The organism is Cyanobium sp. Lug-B, from assembly GCF_024345635.1.
Taxonomy (GTDB): Bacteria; Cyanobacteriota; Cyanobacteriia; order PCC-6307; family Cyanobiaceae; genus Cyanobium; species Cyanobium minutissimum.
On the sequence record NZ_JAGQBM010000002.1, the window covers coordinates 36,849 to 54,440 of the forward strand.

Sequence of the window (17,592 nt, forward strand, 5' to 3'; positions counted from 1 at the left end):
GCGGGCCTCAGTCAGGTCAGCCCGTTGAGCACCCGCAGCTGGGTGGTTCCGGCGCTGTTGCGCACCTGGACAGGCACGGTCCATTGCTTCTGCCGCAGCGCCCGCACCTCGGCGCTCAGATCGGCAACGGCGAGCCCGAGCTGGGCCAGGGTCTGTTCACTGCCACGGCGGCCAGCAGGTGCCTGCGCCGGGGTGGTCACGGTCGTCCCGGTGCGCCGCTGCATCGCGACGGCATGGTGTGAGGCCACCACCGACGCGCTGGGCCCGATCACACCGGCGTCCTTGAGCTGGCGCGTCATCGCGGCAGGAATCACGGTGCCCGCCGTCGGGGCGGTCCAGAGGCTGTTCGCCGGAGCGTTGATCAGGGACAGGCGGCCAGCAGCCGACAGGAAGGCCTCCTGCCCGAGGCTGACCCCGCCGGGGCCGTCGTTGATCCGGTAGCGGTGGCCACCCTCGACCCCGCCGCCGGTGAAGCGGGCGGGGCTGAGGCCCGCCGCCTGCGACAGATACCACAGCAGCTGTTCGGCGCTGGTGGCAGCGTCGGCCATGTTGCTGGCGAAGGTGCGCGCCTGATCGGCGGCCTCGCCGGTCGCCTTGCCCAGGTCGGCGGCCTCGATCTTCCCGGCGCTCTCCCCCGCGTCGTCCGCGTTCTTGCTCAGCACGGTGATGGCACCGCTGGCATCGGTGAAGGCCTTGACGATGGTGCCGGCGCGCTCGCCCACCTTGCCCACGGCGCCGCTCACCGTGTCCAGCTCACCGGGCAGCTGGGTCAGGGTCTGCACCCCCTCGCGGTAGGCGGCGTTGAGCGCCTGCTGGGTGGGCGTGATGTTGGCCAGGGCCTGTTCGATACCAAGGGTGGCCCCCTGCGTCCTCAGCTGCTGCAGGGCCGTCTCGCGGGCAGCAGCGGCGGCGGCGGCCTCCAGCGGCTGGGTTCGCGCCAACAGGCTCACCCGCTCACCCGCCAGCCGGACGTTCTCCCGCGAGAGGGCGAGCGCCGCCTGCGCCTGGCCGATCTTCGTGGCATCCCCGCCGGCCTGCGCCTCCGCCACCGCCTGCTGTGCCCTTACGGCGGCCTGCTGCGCCGTGATCACGCCGATCTGCGCCTCTACGGCGGCTTTCCGCTGCGACAGGGCAAGGATGGCGCCCTCCACCTGCTGGGTCTGCAGGAGGGTCTGGTACTGGCTGATCAGCGCCTGGCGCTTCAGTTCGTCGTTGGCCTTCTGCCGAGCGGCGATCCCCTCCTGGGTGATGCCGAGCTGCTGGGCGTTGTCGATCTCGAACTGGGTGCGGGCGCGGACGGTGTTGAAGCGCTCCTGCTCCAGGGTGCTGGCGGCCTGCGCAAAGCTCAGCAGCCCCTGGCCGACCGATGCTTGGGCATCGAGGGCGCGGACGGGCTCCTGGGCCTTCAGGGTGTTGAGCTCCACCGAGGCCCTGACGCGGGCTTTCTCGATGTCGAGGGCCTTCTGCAGCTGGGTGGCGGTCTTGGCAGCGGCGGCGGCGGTGGCCAGCTCCTGCCCCTTGCGGTCAGCGTTTTCGGCGCGGAACTGGCGGGCAAGATCGAGCGCTTTGGTCTGAACCTTGCCGAAGCGCTCACCGCCCAGGTTGAGCTCGCCGAACCAGTCGCGGGTGGCGCCGGTGTTGGCGATGGCGAGGCTGAGGATGTTCTTCGCTTCCTGGGTCGTCAGGCCGTAGAGCTTCTGGATCGCCTCCACCGTCCCGACCAGCTGATCAGCCTCCTGTGCGGTGACGCCGAACGATGCCCGTATGTCTGCCGATGACGCCTGCACCTGCGCTTCGGCGATGGCATCGGTCAACGCTCTGACCCCGGCGGTGACGGCTGGCAGGGCGCTGGTCCCGAAGCTGGCCTGCAGATCGACCCAGGCGTTCTCCAGAGCCGCGAAGTTCTGGGCGGCGGTCTTGGCACCGCCGGAGCTGGCGGTCAGTTCGTTCAGGCCTTTCGTGAGGGCGGGGAAGAACTGGTCAGCCGTGAGGCGGCCGCTCTCCACCAGCTTGATCAGCTGCTGCTGCGTCACCCCAAGGCCACGGGCCGTGGCCCCGAAAGCGATCGGTAGGCGTTCCCCGAGCTGCCCGCGCAGCTCCTCCATCTGCACCGTGCCCTTAGAGGCCACCTGCTGCAGGGCCAGGAGCGAGCCGCTCAGTTCGTCGTTGCTCAGGCCCAGCGACTGCGCCGACTTCGCCACCGCCGCAAATAGGTCTTGCTGGACGGTGAGCGGCACGTTGGCCGACGTGGCAGCCGCCGTGAAGCCGCCGAAGGTGTTGCTGAGGGTCTTGAAGCTCAGCCCCAGGTCATCGGAGAGGCCACGGGTGAAGGACAGCGCCCCGGCGGCACCCTGGTCCCCGAGGGTGTTGGAGAGCTTGCGGGTGATCGTCTCCAGCTGGGTGGCTTCATTGATCGCGCTCCGGAACAGGGCTGCGAAGGACACGCCGGCGGTGAGGTTCAGCAGCGCATTGCGCAGCGGGGTCAGCGCTGCACCGGCCGCCTCTGATGCCGCCTTGGCACTGTCGGGCAGCTTCCGGAAGGCATCCCGGCTGCCCCTACTGAGGTTGGTGCCGACGTTCGTCCCGGTGCGGGCCGCCTGCTCCTCGACCTCGCGCAGCCGCCGCAGGATGTCGCGGAAGTCGGCGATGCCGGTGATCTTGAAGGACACGGAACCGCCGCTGGATCTCCTCAAGCGTTCCCGCCTTGGAACGGCTGGGGCTGAGGCCGCCGGGCATCAGGCCTAGGCCAACCTGATCGACAGACAGTGACGCGGGGCGTGCTGTGCCAGTGGGCGCAGGTGCAGGGGGGATCCTGTTGTCTCACCGGGCCCGATTCACCCGCGACAGCTGCGACTGGTGTCCAGGATCGGGGCGTTTGGACACGGATCCAAGGTGTCTCACCGGCATGGTGTGCCAGTTGGCCCCGGACTATCTCACTCCTCTGTGGGGTTGGCCCGAATGACGCTCTGCGCAATCTGCGCTCTCAGACCGGTCAATTGTTCCCTCAGCTCAGCCGCCCGCTGACAACGCAACTGAATCTCTGCCCGCTGTACTTCCAGCAAACTTTTCAACGTCTGAAGGCTTCGCATGTCCGCATTCATGTGGCTTGATAGCCAGTAACGATCCGGCTGAGCCTAGGGGCTTGTTCCGGAAATCTCCTCGGGAGCATGCCCGACGCAGACATCTCAGCAGGCCACCGCCAGCACCACCAGCTGGTCCTTCCTGAGCCTCTTGCTTCGGGTTCCGACCATCGGCCTGAGGGCGCTGACGGGCAGGGCCTCCAGCTGCTCAGCCACCAGGGCCAGCGGATGCACAGCCGGGGCCGGGGCAGCGGCCGGCGGCGGCGTCATCACTCGGGCGGGTGATCCTGCGACTGCAGGATGCGCAGCACGTTGGCGGATGGCGCGGGCCACGGTGAGCGCGAGGGCCACCAGGGCGACGGTGAGCACCAGCACCGCTTCGGTCACCTCCAAGGCGATCGCCAGCAGCACGTCCACCGTGTCGTGTTTCGTGTTCATCAGTTCCAGGGGCAATGGGACGGCCCTGGCGGCATCAGCTTCCAGCCGCTCAGGGCCATGGGCCCCCGGTGTGATCGTCCGTTCAGTTGTCGAGGTTCGTTTCCTTGGGCGTCTCACCCATGCCGGACCCGATCTCTGAGCCTCCCGCCCGTACCTGCCTCGCGGCCGGGGTGCGGTCTCTGTGATCGGGGCGCCGTGGCGCTCGGGGTGCCGTTCCTTGGTGTCCCGCGCTTGCCCTTCTCAGGGTTGGCCGGCCAGTGGGAGCGCCGGGCGGGGTGCCGCTCCCCAGGTGGGGAGCACTCGATTAATCGGGCGGCCGTGGCGCCTGCCCGATCTAGGTGGATTATAGCAACATCTCACCGGTTCGCCACCACGCGGGGCGAAGGAATCACCCGGTCACGGGCGTCTGCCTGGCGGGCGGCACGGCGGGCCTGAGCACTCGCCAGCGGGGACAGATCGGCTTCGGGCACGCCGGGCAGATCATCTTCACGGTGAAGGATCGGGCGGGTGAAGGTGGGCACGGGAATCATTGACGTTTGATCAAGCCTTCCCGGTAGGTCTCCATCGTTTGAACCGCCTTGTCCAGCAGCTCCGCGACGTCGCCCCCTGTTGCCCGATAGGCGTCCATGATCTCGATCATCCGAGCGAGAAGCTCTGCCACGCTGTCGATGGTGGCAGGCTGTTCGTTCGCGGCATGAATCTCGTCTAGGAGGAGCTCTGCCAGAGCCATGTACCTCCACTTAGTGGGTTCCATCGCATGGCTGACCAGGAGAGGACTCCTGCATCATCGAACGGGAGAACAGGCGACACGAGCAACCTTCTCAGATTGTGGCGGAGGCCTCTAGCCGGCCGCTGACGGCGCTGTAGAAGGCCTGCGCGCTGATCAGCGCAGCACGGTGCTGGGCAGCCTCGGAGGCGAGGGCGGGGGGCAGCGGCATGGCCTGGAGATCAGCCAGCAGCAGCTCGGCATCCTGCAGCAGCTCGACACCATGGGCGGCCATTTCATCGGCCAGGGCGGCGGCGTACTCAGCGGTGGTGGCTTCGGAGAACATTGGTCGGGCGAATCAGGACAGCGCAAGCATAGCCCACCCGTCAAAAGTTAGCGGTCACAAAGTACAGCAAACACTGTTGCAGATTGGCAACAGCAACAGGCAATAAAAACGGGGGGCTGCAACGACCCCCCGCACCATGACCGTTCTCGACGCTTTAGTGTGCCGGAGCGGATCAGCCATCACCGTGAGGAAGGCCCCTCACCCAGTTGCCGCTCGGCGGCGATGCTGCAGGCGGGGTCACGTTGACGTTGGTAAAGCTGACCGATGGCGCAGGCGGCAGCAGCGATAAATCGAACAGACCGCATAATCTCGCCTGTGCGTTGATGGCGCCCAAGCAAACGGCGAGGTTGCCATCGTGCAGTGCCCTGAGCTGAAGAACGGACAACGCAGAAAGCAGCTGAGCTAGAAGCTGCTGCCGATCAATTTGCCAGTCATCAATGATGATCTGGCGGGCGTCAGCGATGAGCCTATCGCATGTCCTGACCGGCATCCCCCAATTCTCCGAAGCAAACCGAAGCACCTGCTGGCGGGTCTTTCCGCTGATAAGCATGGTGGCGATCTCCTGCGCGCGGGAGATGCGCAGGGCCTGAGTCGGCCTGTCCTTCCCCCCTTCCAGATTGCCGCCGGCTGCCGTCATCCCTTGCCCCCGCCGGGCATCCCACCGCCGAAGCCGTGCGCCATCAGTTCGGTGAGAGACATGGTTTTGAGCTGCTCCTCAGTGAAGGTCTTGGGAGCCGGATTATCCTTCTCCCTTTCAGCCTTGCGCTTGCGTTCCTCGTTGGCGTCCTTGAATTGCTTGCTGAAAGCGTATTTGATGAGTGCGTCCTTGGGGAGATCGTTCATCTCGGCGGCCGTGAGGATACGTTCGCGAGGATCGGGAATGCCAATGTTGTGCGGATCACAGCAGTTCTGGGGTTCGTACTTCTTGGGCTCTTTGTTGTCAGTCATGGTAGAAAAGGTCGAGTGGATGGCCGGGTCAATACCGGCGTGGAGGTGATGGGATCTGATCGGCCAGGGCATCGGCGCCGATCTGCAAGATGTGCCTCATGGCGGCAGATGGTCTGCATTGATGGTGCACGGCGATGGCGTCGATCTTCTCGATCAGAGGGGAGGGCAGGCGCACGCACACCTGGGCCATGGGCTGCCCAGGAATGGGTGGGGCAGTTGGGAGCAGGGGAGGGGCGGCGGCTAACTAAGTGTTCCGTTCGTCGGACGAACGGCAGACGCGATGCATCACCCCTTCGGCCTGGCCTTCCGCCTCATCTTCCCCAGCAGGACATGACCTTTCCGGCGCGGTGCATCCTGCGGGACGCGCAACGGCCTGGAGGCGCACTTCTTGGCGCGCTGGGGGCGTTTCCTGCTCGCCATGGTCAGAGCACCTCAGGACGGAGATTCGCCCGCTTCGCCTCTCGCTTCTGGTCGTAGCTCGGCCAATCAGGCCACCGTCCTTCGATGCGACGAATCTCGACAAGTCGGCGCTTGATGAGAGCGCCTAGATAGCCGTCCAGAGTGCCGCCATGCCGCTCTAAGAAGGCGAGCAATTCGCCGGCGACCTCAACGGGCACGTTGACCTGGAGCGCGACGGTGCGCGCCTTGCGGGGGGCCATGGTCAGAGGGCGCCGGGGTCATCGATGCCCAGCTCGCGCCGAAGCTCCGCCAGGCGATAGGCAGCCGCCCGCTGCGCCATCAGAGGCGGGTGACCAGCGGCGATGCCCACGGCCATCAGGCCATCGCGCTCAATGTCCGCGTGCAGGGCGGCCAAACCCTCGCGGCTCAGGGGGTACACGTCGCTGCAGGTCATGGGGTCAGTGGGTTCTGGCCCAGCCTTCCGGCGACTGGCACACCAAGCGCGTGAGACCGGCGGGATCCGTGTCCAAAACGCTGTCCAGCCTCCGAAACCAGGCCTCAGTCGCAATAGTTGCAGCAAATCGCAGCAACTGAGACAGGCGGATGCCTGACTGGAGCAGGGCCAGCTGGCACACAGACCGCCGCGTCACTGCTTCACAGTCAGCTGATCGAAAGGCAGGACAGGCCCTGGTGGTGGTCTGGCGTGGGGTCGATCAGGTCATTGATTTGCCTCTACCCCCCCCTCCCCCCTTACACACGGGGAGGATGACAAACAATCTCTGAGAATGCCTGCAGCAACTGGGGTTTGGGCCGGTCAGGAGGTGCCTAACCTTGCCAGATTCAAGAAGAACGGTTGCTACCACTGGGGTTTCGGCGATTGTTTGGCATACCCATGGTTGGGGGGGGGGGGGGTCAAGCGATTGCGATGGACGCCAGGCGGCGGTCGCCTGCCGGTGTCGTCAAGTTCGATCTCCCCTTGCTGCGGATCAGCCGGCCTTGCCGAAGACGCTTCAGGGAGCTGTAGACGCTCTGCGCAGAACGTTCTGATGCTGCGATCAATGCCGCCGGGCTCGTCGGCATTCCTTCGGTCCGATGCGATGCAATCAACGCCAGCAGCAGGTCATCGACGTTTTCGTGGTAGTGGCCATCCACGATGATGAACTCACCGTTGCGCCATTGGTATGTGAAAGTGCGGGGCGCTTCGCTGCGGAACTTCTCCACGGTCCACCTATAGGTGGCGGCTTCACCATCCACGTTCTTCAGCCGCTCGATCCGGTGAATCACGGACGGCACCTCCTGCCAGGCAGGATGGCCACCGGTCGCCTTCATATCCTTGCCGTTGCGGTTGGTGTGGGTGTTGATCCACAGGAAGGCATGGGGGCAGACGATGCCTTTCAGAAGCCGTAGGTACTGATCAACCGGGCCGACGTAGGGGCTCAGGTTTGCCTGCTGAAAGACGGCGTTCGCGGTGTCGATGATGACCCCCAGCACGTCACCCCTGGCGACGCGGGCAGCTAGACGATCCAGGCATGGCAGGGTGAGACTCCAGGCGGATTCGCTGCCGTCATCGGCCTCTGCCCACACTTCGATGGAAGCGCCACGTTCCACTGCTTCGAGTTCGTCGCAGTAGTCGTTCAGCATCGGCCAGGCGCTGGGCCCCCCGTCGCTGCCGATGTAGAGGACGGTCCCGCGTCCGCTGGCGCCGTTGCGTGGCGCCTGCTGATCCAGGAAGCCATGGCGGCCAACCGACAGGACTGTGGCCAGCTCCAGGGTGAGGAAAGTCTTCCCGGCGCCGGCATCGGCCACCATGACGTGGAGATCATGGTCAAGGACGAAACCAGGCTGGAGCTGCTGGATCCCGGCCCCTGGATCTGCCTTGCCGATCACCCTGCCAGCACCAGATGGGGCTTTGCCCGTCAGGTCAATGCCGCGTCGTTCTGCCCATCGCCGAAGCAGTTCTTCTTGCGTGCGTTCACGGCTGATCCCTTTCCGGTAGGTGCGGGCCAGCAGAGCATCCACGCGGCTGTGGTCCCGCGCGATGGTGGCTTCGAGAAGCAGCTCGTAGGTCTCGCTGATCTCGTTGGCTTCATCGGTGAGCGATTGCTCCTTTAGCTCCTCCGGGGAGAGCACTTTCGGGGGGGTGTGGCCGTTACCAGCGATGGAGCGCAGACGCTCCTGCCGGCGCTGCTCCTGGAGCCCCCGGCCTTCCTTGATTTCCGCCTCCAGCATCTGAAGGGTGCTGTCCGTCACGGCTGCACCTCCCAGCCCATGGCTAGGCAGTGCCGCTGATACAGGGCGCTGACGACCCAGTCACTCGGGCGATAAGCGGGGTCGTACGTGGTCCAAAACGGCTCAGGAGGCGATGCTGGTCGTGGCGGTGGCGCTTGATGCACCCTCCGGTGACTCCCTTGCTGCTCTCGCGGTTTGTGCGGGGCCAGCATCAAGCTGTTTTTCCCGAAGCCCCCCTGGAGCGAAACCACGGCCCATTCCGTGCCGTCCGCTAAGCGGAGTACGTTGCCGACCCGCAACCCACCTGGTGGCGAATAGGTGCCGCCGTACCAGCAAGAGATCAGACCATCACAGCGGCGACACTTGTCGTCGGTGGACCTCCCGCAGATCGGGCATGGGTTGCGGCTGCTGCTGCCGATCCAACGGCCTTTCGGAGAAATAGCCATCAGCCGGCCTCCTTGTCAGAGAGCTGATAGGTCTCAAGCGCTGTGGGGTCAGCAGCGGTCAGCCGCTGGAGGACCGCCCTGCACTCCTCCACATTCCATGCAGTTGGCGCGGTGCGGCCGATGCCACGGCGATACCAGCAGATGCCGGGCTTGAAGTGCCCCGCAGTCTTCAGCTTCTGGATAGTGGTGCGGCTGAGGCCGAGCAGCTTGCACGCGTCGTGGGTGCCGACCCACTGACTAGATGCGATGGCAGTGGCCATGCTTCTTGATCGATCAGGACCGCTTAGCGTTCCGAGATCGGCCTAAGCTCCCTTTACATGGTTTTCCCCAGCCTGGGGAAAACGAGACAACCCAATAAGCACAAGGGTTCTCAGCCAGAAACGCATCCCATGCTCGGCGTAGAGTTGCTGCGCAGCGTCAGGCTCGGCGACGGGCAGTTCTGTATCAAGTGAGCAACGTCTACTGCTGCGTCGCCATCGGCGCAATCTGAGAGGGGAGCCCGGTCTCATCGCCGAAGTAAATCAGGCAAAGAGAGGCCCTTTTGCACACAATCTGCACACAGTCCCAAAATCTGCACCTGGTACGGTGTTGTGGAAAACCCTGAGATCGGTTGTGGCAGCTCAATCGGGGCGACAGGATTCGAACCTGCGACCTAGTGCTCCCAAAGTACTAGTGGCATCCTGCCCTCACTGGGCTAATCTTGTCATAGCAGTGCTTCTAAGGGGCTGGGTGTTGTTCCTTGTAGCCCGGTTAAAGCCATTGGTCGTAAACCCGTCGTAAACTCTGCCTAGTGCTTCCCAGAAGGGCCTGATGGTTGATGCCGCGCGAAAGCCGGGACCGAGAACAAAGCCGGCTGCTTGGGCGAGGGCACTCAACGCAGCAGTTCGCCAAGCGGCAGGGGGGGCGGGTTGGCACGTTCGAGCCGATCGCAACGGCATGACCCGCCTGGAGATCAAGGTGCCCCATGCCGATCAGAAGGTTCAAAGCGTTCAGCTCCCCTACGCCTGGAGCAGCGCCAGCCAAGGTCCGATCATCAATCGTGTCTCGCAGCTGGCTTCAGAGCTGCAGAGGGAACCCTCCCTGAGCCTGCGGCAGGCCATGCCACTGGTGGAGGGCCGCTCCAGTCAGGCACGTCTGGACTGGCCGAAGGCGCTTGCCTCCTTCAACCGAGCCAAGAGGACTCGGGGAACAGCCGTGAGCGAAACCACTTGGAACAGGAAATACCTGCCCGTGCTCCAGCGTGCAATCCATCTGATGGAGTCTGCCGACCCCCCTAAAGACGCCACTGGTCTGATCGAAGCCACAACTGGCCACTGGCAGAGCGGCTGCCGGGCCAGGGAGATCGGGGTACGGGCCCTGGCGGCATTTCTCGATCACGCCGTCCATCGCTGCGACTTTCCGAAGGCATGGCTGCCGGCGGGTTCCTTGCGTGAGCTAATCGGCGCAGCACCGAGGGATGGGCGCCGGGTGCAGAAGTCGGATCCCATTCCAGATGCAGACATCGTGGCCATGATTGAAAACCTTCCTGACGAGCTGTGGGCAGATGCCTTACGTCTAATCGCGGAGCTGGGACTTCGCCCAATAGAACTGCAGTACCTCAGCATTCGGGAAGATCCACGAAGTGGTAAGAGGCGTTGGCATGTGGCCTACGAGAAGAAAGCTGGACGTGGCAGTACAAAGCCACGGTGGGTGGAGTCTTTGCCATTGATGGACCACAATGGAACCATTCAGCAGTGGAAACTACAGGAACGATGGGAAGACAACGTACTGAGACTGCCAGTTTTTTCAGCCACGAACGGCGTAGCAGATGCCATTCGACTGTATCTAAGAAATAAGCCCTCATGGAAGGCAATGGTTGCTGCAGCTGCTTTACGTAGTGAGCACGCCACACTATATGGTCTTCGGCATGCCTACTCATTACGATGTCATCGACTTGGTATTGATGCCGCAGGGGCGGCAGACCTTATGGGCCACTCTCTGCAGATTCACATCGACTCCTATCCGTGGAGCAGTGAGGACCACACCGCTCGACAGGTGGAAAGAGCCCGAGAGCGCCTGAAGGAGGCGGCCGAGTAATCAGAGTTGAATCTAGTGGTGGGCTGAGGGGGTTGCGGCGCTACTGAAAGGTGTGCTATTTAGATAGAGGTGTTCGTGGCCGCTCCGTTCACCCCTTCCCCGTGACCGGCTCCGGAATGCCGATCGGGGGAGGTAAACACTACCGCACTGCTCTATCCGCCGAGGTAGAGCCCGGCCCGGAGCCGGTCCGCAAATCGTCGTCGTAGCGAAATCCACATCCATACACCCGATGGGGTGCTGTGGGCTTCCTCCGACACCCATGAAATCATCTGCCGAAGGGCATGGACGCCCTGACTCGCCCACATGGAGTCACTGGATCACTACAGATGAGCTCGCGAAGCGGCTTAGCTGTACAAGGTGGTTCATCCGAAACCTTCGAGAATCGAAAGTACTGCTGCCTGGTCGAGACTACATTCGAATCAGCCGGTTTATTCGCTGGGACCTCGAAAGTGTTCAGTCGTCTCTGCTTGCCGCTTCCAAAGCAACTACGACAATTCCTGAACACTATCAAAATGAATCATCGGGGTGAGGCGGGGAGCAGATACAACCTGCCTGTTAGGACACCGACTCTCAGGCAGTTGACGTCCCCGAGAACGACAGAGATCTTCGATCCATCAGGACGGCCTCATTCCTCTCCTGATCCTGGCCTCGATCAACCGGCAGCATTCCTCCACATCGCATGCGATCTCCACCCCCTCGCCGAGCGAGCAGAAGAAGTCCCGCCACAGCAGCGGCACCGCCAGCAGGATCAGCGGCATGCCCGCATTGAGAGCATGGGCGGCTTCTGACGCTGTGCCGGGGCCGCCGCCGCCGCAGACCACCACCACATCGGCGGAGAGCACGTTGATGACGTTGCGGGCCTTGCCCATGCCGGTGAATACGGCCAGATCCAGTTCCGCCGTGTTTTTCCTGTCGTCGCCGCGTCCTTCCCCAGGCAGCACCCCCACTACTAGGTGCCCGTCCACCCGCGCCGCGCCGCGGCAGGCCGCCGCCATCACCCCTGCCGGGCGGCCACCGGTAAGCAGCACCCATCCCCTGGCGCTGATGCGCTCCCCCAGCTTCTCAGCCAGGGCCACAGCCTCAGCGGAGGCGCCCTCTCCAGCACCCATCACTCCCACCACCAGGCGCCGGCTGCTCATGCCACCTCCGGGCACCAGCCCCGCTGACGGGTCATGTCTTTGATCCATTCCTGGCAGCGGCGCGTGAGGTGCTCCCCATGGGCGAGCAGACCTTGGTGCAGCTGGCAGGTGAGCAGGGGGATGCAGTTCACCCCGGCGTGATGGCGAAACCAATGGCAGGTCATGCAGACCTTGCGGGTTCGGCTGCCTTGCAGAACCTCTTGATCCAGATAGGGCCACTCCTCAATCGGTTGGTCCAGGGAGCCACCGGCTCCAGAGGTGGAACGGCGCAGGTGGTAGCCCATGGCAGCTCTCTGCAAGTACGCCTGTACTAGCATGGAAGATCCATCTCTGCTGCTCCACTGGTTCGCTCGCGAAGGGCTGGGCGGAGCGCCTCGATGCGGCTCGCAAGCTCCTCGAAGCGGAGTCCCTCCCCATAGGCCCGAATCAGGGGTTGGAGCCCGATCGAACGGCGTTCCCCATGGAGCTTGGGTGTTGGCACCACCCAGAAGAGCCACTGGCTCAGCTCCTGAGGGTCAACCACCTCGGGGTCCGCCTCCGCCAGCAGACAGAAGACATACGCGGTCGCTGCTCGCTGCTCGATCGGGAAGCTGATCGTGCTCGGGCGCGCCTGCTGCCAGGACTGCACGAAGGCCGCCGACTTCACCTCCAAGGTGATGGAGCCGAACGTCACATCCACCTCGGCCCACTCGACACGGTGCTGCCCCGGATCAAGGCCCAGGGCCCGGTGCACAAGCCACTCGGCATAGGCACCACGGGTGCGGTTCTCTAACAAGTTGCCAGAGTTCCAGCGGAGGAACGCATCGAGGTCTGTCATGGTGGGGTAGATCCCAAGGTCAAAGGAAACGGGGGTTGTGTTTCTCCTTATAAACCAAGCTCCTTGAGGCGCTCACCTATACGCTCAGCATCTTGAGGCGATAAACCATAGAAGTCAGCCAAGCTCTCGGGGACAACTTGAAAACTGACGGCAAAATCCCAGCATCCCTTTGAACTGTGCTCTGGACGTCCAGATTTGACGAAACCGCCTTCAGGGTCCGCATCTCCAGAGAACTGAAAATGAATACCATCTGGGCGGTGAGCAATCTCCCAGTTCAGTGCAGTTATGATACGAATGTCATCGTCGGACGCTTCACGCCGATCCCATTGGTCCTCACCAAATGATTCGCCAAACTCCCCGAGAACGTTGCCTTGGGAGGATCCCGTCATGGTTGGAAACTTCCAGAAAGCCTGGTGGTTCTTGAGAAGAGCGCGAGTGAATGGATAGAGTTCAATCCAGCCACCTCTTTGCGGCAAACAAGAGGACTGCTGAAAGGATCGCAACGCAAGACAGCCGTCCCACGGTAATGAGCAGGAGAAGCTTTCTGCCATTGATATCCCATTCGTGCTGATTCTTCCATTCACGATGACGGCCTTGGGTTCCAGCGGATAAGGAGGCCAGGATCGAAAGGCGATGAATGATGGATGCCATTCGAGAGCTACAGCCAATCGCCGAAGCTCTTCGATCAAGAGGTCGCCTTCCCCGGCCTCATAGGCAGTAATGCTGGACACCGGTACGCCTGAAGCATCTGCAAGCTCATGAATGCTGAGCTTTCGAAATTCCCGCGCAGTCCGCAGCCCATCGGCTGGAGTGAACCGTTCCATGCTTGGATCGGAAAGAAATGAAGCCATAGCAATGGAAGGATTAGATCTATCGGGGTTGATCAGCCTATGGCTGCAACGCCCCGATCAACCTGATCCTTAGTGGGGGTCAAACAACGCAATAGCGATAGAGGATGGCATAGTCAAGGCCCTGCAACTCACCTGCTATCCGGAATTCAAGGCATGACTCAGAACTGGCGGCGATGCTCCAGGGTGCGGGTAGCCATGGGAGACGAGCTCTTGATCCACCGGAAGGACCATGATGCCCCCCCCCCCCGGAGCCGGACACCCGGACACGAGCGGACAAGTGCTTTTTGCCACCTCTCTTCGTTGGCTGTTATGCAGGGGAGAGGGAGTCACATCCATAGTCTGATAGTTGGGTGTCCGCCCCGTCCGGGTAGTCCGGCGGGAGGTGGGGACTGGGGAGAGGGTGGTGGCGCCGCTCTGTCTGGGCCCTGGGAATTCCCGGTCCGCCCTGTCCGAGCCGCCCCGAGATGGAGGTCAGTTCTGGCAGGGCCAATGGGATCGCGTGCTCGGGGGAGTGGTAGCGACGGGTGGTGCTGACCGGAGACCCAGGAAGTTGATGGGGCTGCCCTCAGTGGTAGTCCATCGGGGACTTGTGCTGAAATCCCGGCTGTGCTGCTGGGCGCCTCATTCGCCGCCAGTCCAAGCGCCATGATGTAGCCCGCCAGTTCCGAATAGCAGAGACCTTCCCAATAGGTCCACTGCCGGGGCGATAGCGACATATCATTCCTAGTAATCACCGACCCTGGAGCAATGTCCATCCCATCAGGCGAACTTATGCGACTTTAGGGTACGCCAGGATGCCACAAGTGTCGTATGATGATATCTTATAGGCATATTTGCCGCTGTTTCATCGCCAGGCAATATTGCCCGGATACAGCACACAGCCAGTGCACACTCAAAAAGTCATGGGTCTCGAATCCATCATCGCCTACATGCAACTGACCAGCCAGGCATCAACTGCCCTTGAAAGAAACCATTCAAACTTCAGTGGGATGACCGCATGGGGTGAGATAGCGCAGGGCAGCATAGATCGCATGCGACTGGATCTTGATGCCTGTGTAGCGGGAACACCCGCACTTATGCTGAAACACTTTGACAACGGCGCCGAAGGCAAGTTTGAAAAATGCGACTTCTCCCTTTTTGCAACTACTCTTCCCGATGGGATACAGCCTCCTAGCAAGGTGTTACCCGTGGCTAGGCTCCGTTATATTGAAGATGGAAGGCGTATCTTTCGTGGAGATCCCCGTGGAACTCTTCGCGATCTCTTCGTGCAGATTGAGCTACGCTTTGTGCGCTATCGAGACGAAGACTGGATTCAGATGGTTGCCATCTCCTGGTAACGATGTGGCTAGCAGAATAATCCACTATACACTAATGATAACGGTGTTGTTTTGCAGCATATGGTACTGCCAGGACGGAAATACCAGTGCAGATTCTCACAGCTTGAAAACATAGGCGGCAAACTCTTGGCACTATAAGGAAATCTGGTTTTCGTGTGTTGGAGAGACAAGGAGATAACATCTCCGCAATGACAATTTGGAATCGATTTAACGAGAGAGAGCCTGCCTCGTTAACGAGCAGCTTGCTCATCGTTGTTCGCTATCTAGCTTAGTCTGCTTGGTTGCCGGCATAAAAGCCAGTAGTGGAATGAATAGAAATATGCTCATTCGTAGGCTAGGAGCATGGGTCGCCGTCGATGTCCCAACAATCATCACCATCTGTGTCATGGCGTCGATACACCACAGGCTCGGGAAGCAGACTACGTAGTGCATTCTCAACATCGGCTTGGCTGACGGACTCGCCACCTTGCCACCAAAGGACGTAATGGCCCAGCCACCTTTTACCTGGGAAGGCGGACTTTCAGTCGTATCGTTTAACCTGCTCGCCCTTTCTCTGATAGCTATCCTTGCTGCAACCAGCGAAAACATCTATAGCGTACAATGTATGCCCACCATCTCTAGTGAGAAGCAGATCGGTAGCCAAAAAATAATCTAACACTTGGGATGTTGTATAGGTACATCGAATGAACCCTGAAAGCTCTTCTACAGCAGTAGTCTTCGCATCGGGCTCGAGTTGTTTATATGACTCTGCCGCAGTGAAAAGCCCGGCTACCGTTCCAAAGCAAGCGCCAATGGTAAAACCTGCCCCAAACGCTGCTGGAAGAGCGACAAGTGAAGTTCCACCGGTAAAGGGAGCAGCAACAACGGAAATAGCGGTGAAGAACAGACCATTAAGAACGCCGGATCCAGCGGCTGTCTTACCTACTGTCGCCGCAGCTTTGGCGAGATCCTCAACAGAAGTGACAATTCTATCAGTTGTCTCGCTGAATTCCTTGTAACCTCGATCTGTCAACACATCGATTAGTCGGTCGTGATCGACCCTGTTCTCAAGTACTGCTTTAGCGGCCACTCTGCAAATTGGAAGAGCGAAAGGCTCAGGGTCGAATCGATTGAATCTAGTGTGATGGCGAAACTGAAGATCAACAGCAAGACCATGTTTTTTCCAGTCAGTGTCCGACATGTTACTCATAGGAATGAAGTCAGGGTGTGATCAGAGAGATAAGAGTGCGACCCTCTGCAGCGTAACTGCTTCGCCCGTCTCTGAGAGCACACTGCCACTGAATGAGTTTAAGTTAATCCAGGTTGGTTGTCTTGAAATCTACGGAACGACCTGATTGCCTTAATTCATAGATGGCAAAGACTTCGGTGGCTAGGAGGCTGCCGATAACCCTGGCCAGCTGCGCGAGAATGGCCCCACGGCTTTGAAGGGATGCGCGGCCAGCATGAGAGGACCGGCCCCCTGTTCTCCTACGTCTCCACCGAGGAGCGGATCCCAAGGGCCCATCCGCTCCGGCAGGTGCGGCGGCTGGCTGATCAGGCCCTGGATCGTCTCAACCCCACCTTCTGCAGGATCAATCCTGTCTCGTGTCAGTCAAGTTGACGAATCTGAACAAGATTCTCGTCGGACAATTTGGACATTCTCCCGCGGCTGGGCTGGTAATTCAGCAGCTTCTTAGGCATTTTGGGCAAACGAGCCGGTCTTTCGCACGCAACGCGTCTCTAAATGCGGGTAGAAGCTGGAAATGGCGAAACCAATAACTGTTACGAAACAGAATGTAATTCCTGGTGTACGCCATGGATGCCCCCTCGACAACTTCGAAGTTGCACTTGACAAACTAGATTCTGCAAGTAGATTATTTGTATTCATTTCTTGACTGGAGTAGAGTTACGACTTGATAGACAGGCCGACCCCCATTTTTGTAGTTGGTAGTCCGCGGTCTGGAACCACCATGATGGCTGCATATCTTGCATCTGAGCCATCGGTCATCAACCTCGGAGAGTTTGCGGCTGTCTACTTCACTTCATACCACGCGGAACGCGAGTATAAGTCTGTTCCCACTATATATGTTGCGAAGATAGTGGAGACACTTCAGGCTGCAGCAGCTAATCTTGCCCAGCAGATCGCTGAAGAACAAGGAGCCAAGTACTTCGTTGAGTCGACACCTTGGAATCTTAGGATCATCTCAACACTATGCAGTCACTATCCCAAGGCCCACTTTATTCTGATGCTGAGGCACTACCGCGGAGCAATTCAGAGCATGGAGCGTTCCTCCGCTGTTATCTATCGATGGGCAGGCCCAGACGATGCGACACGTGCACAGACTTGGGCAAGCCTCTACACACTTGCCTTGGACCTCCCGCATGACCGGACGGTGGCGGTTAGCTATGATCGATTATGTACGGATCCTCGTTCAGCGCTACATGACCTGAAGCAGCGACTTGCGTTGCATGGACTACCAAACGATCATCTCCTGGCTGACGCACTAATGGTTAGCCATGCCACAAGTTGTCCACGACCTGTACTGTGTAGTCTGTCAGATGAAGGCGAGATTGAATTTCATGGCCGCGCCAGTTATGATGCTTCATCATGGACAGCTCAACGAGAAATAGAAACAGCTGTAGTATGTGCAAGAGTTTGGGAACGGCTAGTCGCTCTCTATGGCTATTGCCAGCCAGTTAATGCCCAATAACAAATGCAGGAAGCTATACCAAAAGGGCCAGTAGTTGCATGGAAATCTGCTTTTAACAGCTTAGAAAGCCATCAGACCAAAAAGCTTCGG

The 17,592-nt window shown here is 60.7% G+C and carries 19 protein-coding genes and 1 pseudogene; 4 read left to right on the forward strand and 16 right to left on the reverse strand.

Annotated elements, in window-relative coordinates; all coding sequences use genetic code 11:
* Nucleotides 1-11: 11 nt before the first annotated feature.
* The 11 genes from KBY81_RS00755 to KBY81_RS00805 all read right to left on the reverse strand — a co-directional run bounded on the left by KBY81_RS00755 (nt 12) and on the right by KBY81_RS00805 (nt 8,852).
* On the reverse strand, nt 12-2,669 hold the full coding sequence (locus KBY81_RS00755) for a tape measure protein (protein WP_254975193.1): 2,658 nt from the start codon (nt 2,667-2,669) through the stop codon (nt 12-14).
* A 516-nt stretch (nt 2,670-3,185) separates the two neighbouring features.
* Nucleotides 3,186-3,518, reverse strand: a complete 333-nt coding sequence (locus KBY81_RS00760) for a hypothetical protein (RefSeq protein ID WP_254975194.1) — start codon at nt 3,516-3,518, stop codon at nt 3,186-3,188.
* Between the two features lie 356 nt (nt 3,519-3,874).
* On the reverse strand, nt 3,875-4,039 hold the full coding sequence (locus KBY81_RS00765; protein WP_254975195.1) for a hypothetical protein: 165 nt from the start codon (nt 4,037-4,039) through the stop codon (nt 3,875-3,877).
* 5 nt (nt 4,040-4,044) lie between these two features.
* Nucleotides 4,045-4,272, reverse strand: coding sequence for a hypothetical protein (locus tag KBY81_RS00770; protein ID WP_254975196.1), 228 nt, complete (start codon nt 4,270-4,272; stop codon nt 4,045-4,047).
* 67 nt (nt 4,273-4,339) lie between these two features.
* On the reverse strand, nt 4,340-4,570 hold the full coding sequence (locus KBY81_RS00775; RefSeq protein WP_254975197.1) for a hypothetical protein: 231 nt from the start codon (nt 4,568-4,570) through the stop codon (nt 4,340-4,342).
* A gap of 172 nt (nt 4,571-4,742) precedes the next feature.
* Nucleotides 4,743-5,207, reverse strand: a complete 465-nt coding sequence (locus tag KBY81_RS00780) for a hypothetical protein (RefSeq protein WP_254975198.1) — start codon at nt 5,205-5,207, stop codon at nt 4,743-4,745.
* Nucleotides 5,204-5,590, reverse strand: coding sequence for a hypothetical protein (locus tag KBY81_RS00785; protein ID WP_254975199.1), 387 nt, complete (start codon nt 5,588-5,590; stop codon nt 5,204-5,206). The genes KBY81_RS00780 and KBY81_RS00785 overlap by 4 nt, the downstream gene beginning before the upstream one ends.
* A gap of 350 nt (nt 5,591-5,940) precedes the next feature.
* Nucleotides 5,941-6,177, reverse strand: coding sequence for a hypothetical protein (locus KBY81_RS00790; protein ID WP_254975200.1), 237 nt, complete (start codon nt 6,175-6,177; stop codon nt 5,941-5,943).
* Nucleotides 6,178-6,179: 2 nt separating this feature from the next.
* Complete coding sequence (locus KBY81_RS00795) at nt 6,180-6,371, reverse strand: hypothetical protein (protein ID WP_254975201.1); 192 nt, start codon at nt 6,369-6,371, stop codon at nt 6,180-6,182.
* 458 nt (nt 6,372-6,829) lie between these two features.
* Nucleotides 6,830-8,167, reverse strand: coding sequence for an AAA family ATPase (locus tag KBY81_RS00800; protein WP_254975202.1), 1,338 nt, complete (start codon nt 8,165-8,167; stop codon nt 6,830-6,832).
* A gap of 424 nt (nt 8,168-8,591) precedes the next feature.
* Nucleotides 8,592-8,852, reverse strand: a complete 261-nt coding sequence (locus tag KBY81_RS00805; protein ID WP_254975203.1) for an AlpA family transcriptional regulator — start codon at nt 8,850-8,852, stop codon at nt 8,592-8,594.
* Between the two features lie 676 nt (nt 8,853-9,528).
* Here KBY81_RS00805 and KBY81_RS00810 point away from each other — a divergent pair.
* Entirely contained in the window at nt 9,529-10,668 is a 1,140-nt protein-coding gene (locus KBY81_RS00810; RefSeq protein ID WP_254975204.1) for a hypothetical protein, read from the forward strand.
* Between the two features lie 614 nt (nt 10,669-11,282).
* Here KBY81_RS00810 and KBY81_RS00815 read toward each other — a convergent pair.
* Genes KBY81_RS00815 through KBY81_RS00830 form a run of 4 tightly spaced genes read right to left on the reverse strand, consistent with a single transcriptional unit; the run spans nt 11,283 to nt 13,448 of the window.
* Nucleotides 11,283-11,807, reverse strand: coding sequence for a hypothetical protein (locus KBY81_RS00815; RefSeq protein WP_254975205.1), 525 nt, complete (start codon nt 11,805-11,807; stop codon nt 11,283-11,285).
* Entirely contained in the window at nt 11,804-12,091 is a 288-nt protein-coding gene (locus KBY81_RS00820; RefSeq protein WP_254975206.1) for a galactose oxidase, read from the reverse strand. Before KBY81_RS00820 ends, KBY81_RS00815 begins: the two co-directional genes overlap by 4 nt.
* 26 nt (nt 12,092-12,117) lie before the next feature.
* Nucleotides 12,118-12,624 (reverse strand): hypothetical protein, encoded by a 507-nt coding sequence (locus tag KBY81_RS00825; protein ID WP_254975207.1) that lies wholly within the window; start codon nt 12,622-12,624, stop codon nt 12,118-12,120.
* Between the two features lie 47 nt (nt 12,625-12,671).
* Nucleotides 12,672-13,448: a helix-turn-helix transcriptional regulator gene (locus KBY81_RS00830; protein WP_254975208.1), complete on the reverse strand. Its 777-nt coding sequence runs from the start codon at nt 13,446-13,448 to the stop codon at nt 12,672-12,674.
* 929 nt (nt 13,449-14,377) lie between these two features.
* Here KBY81_RS00830 and KBY81_RS00835 point away from each other — a divergent pair.
* Nucleotides 14,378-14,812, forward strand: a complete 435-nt coding sequence (locus KBY81_RS00835) for a hypothetical protein (RefSeq protein WP_254975209.1) — start codon at nt 14,378-14,380, stop codon at nt 14,810-14,812.
* A gap of 520 nt (nt 14,813-15,332) precedes the next feature.
* Here the strand turns inward: KBY81_RS00835 and KBY81_RS00840 are convergent.
* Nucleotides 15,333-15,992, reverse strand: a complete 660-nt coding sequence (locus KBY81_RS00840; RefSeq protein WP_254975210.1) for a hypothetical protein — start codon at nt 15,990-15,992, stop codon at nt 15,333-15,335.
* A gap of 249 nt (nt 15,993-16,241) precedes the next feature.
* Between KBY81_RS00840 and KBY81_RS00845 the strand changes: the two are divergent.
* Together KBY81_RS00845 and KBY81_RS16670 are read left to right on the forward strand one after the other, a co-directional pair.
* Nucleotides 16,242-16,385, forward strand: a pseudogene (locus KBY81_RS00845) (IS5/IS1182 family transposase); the annotation flags it as partial.
* Nucleotides 16,386-16,704: 319 nt separating this feature from the next.
* A complete protein-coding gene (locus KBY81_RS16670) occupies nt 16,705-17,502 on the forward strand; it encodes a sulfotransferase family protein (protein ID WP_396103641.1) in 798 nt (265 codons plus the stop codon).
* Nucleotides 17,503-17,592: the final 90 nt, after the last annotated feature.

What these genes read in the sequence shown, in the direction of transcription:
- KBY81_RS00760 (WP_254975194.1), bottom strand. Translation starts at nt 3,518, where the DNA reads ATGAACACGAAACACGACACGGTGGACGTGCTGCTGGCGATCGCCTTG.
- KBY81_RS00770 (WP_254975196.1), bottom strand. Translation starts at nt 4,272, where the DNA reads ATGGAACCCACTAAGTGGAGGTACATGGCTCTGGCAGAGCTCCTCCTA.
- KBY81_RS00775 (WP_254975197.1), bottom strand. Translation starts at nt 4,570, where the DNA reads ATGTTCTCCGAAGCCACCACCGCTGAGTACGCCGCCGCCCTGGCCGAT.
- KBY81_RS00780 (WP_254975198.1), bottom strand. Translation starts at nt 5,207, where the DNA reads ATGACGGCAGCCGGCGGCAATCTGGAAGGGGGGAAGGACAGGCCGACT.
- KBY81_RS00785 (WP_254975199.1), bottom strand. Translation starts at nt 5,590, where the DNA reads ATGCCCTGGCCGATCAGATCCCATCACCTCCACGCCGGTATTGACCCG.
- KBY81_RS00790 (WP_254975200.1), bottom strand. Translation starts at nt 6,177, where the DNA reads ATGGCCCCCCGCAAGGCGCGCACCGTCGCGCTCCAGGTCAACGTGCCC.
- KBY81_RS00795 (WP_254975201.1), bottom strand. Translation starts at nt 6,371, where the DNA reads ATGACCTGCAGCGACGTGTACCCCCTGAGCCGCGAGGGTTTGGCCGCC.
- KBY81_RS00805 (WP_254975203.1), bottom strand. Translation starts at nt 8,852, where the DNA reads ATGGCCACTGCCATCGCATCTAGTCAGTGGGTCGGCACCCACGACGCG.
- KBY81_RS00810 (WP_254975204.1), top strand. Translation starts at nt 9,529, where the DNA reads ATGACCCGCCTGGAGATCAAGGTGCCCCATGCCGATCAGAAGGTTCAA.
- KBY81_RS00815 (WP_254975205.1), bottom strand. Translation starts at nt 11,807, where the DNA reads ATGAGCAGCCGGCGCCTGGTGGTGGGAGTGATGGGTGCTGGAGAGGGC.
- KBY81_RS00820 (WP_254975206.1), bottom strand. Translation starts at nt 12,091, where the DNA reads ATGGGCTACCACCTGCGCCGTTCCACCTCTGGAGCCGGTGGCTCCCTG.
- KBY81_RS00825 (WP_254975207.1), bottom strand. Translation starts at nt 12,624, where the DNA reads ATGACAGACCTCGATGCGTTCCTCCGCTGGAACTCTGGCAACTTGTTA.
- KBY81_RS00830 (WP_254975208.1), bottom strand. Translation starts at nt 13,448, where the DNA reads ATGGAACGGTTCACTCCAGCCGATGGGCTGCGGACTGCGCGGGAATTT.
- KBY81_RS00835 (WP_254975209.1), top strand. Translation starts at nt 14,378, where the DNA reads ATGGGTCTCGAATCCATCATCGCCTACATGCAACTGACCAGCCAGGCA.
- KBY81_RS00840 (WP_254975210.1), bottom strand. Translation starts at nt 15,992, where the DNA reads ATGTCGGACACTGACTGGAAAAAACATGGTCTTGCTGTTGATCTTCAG.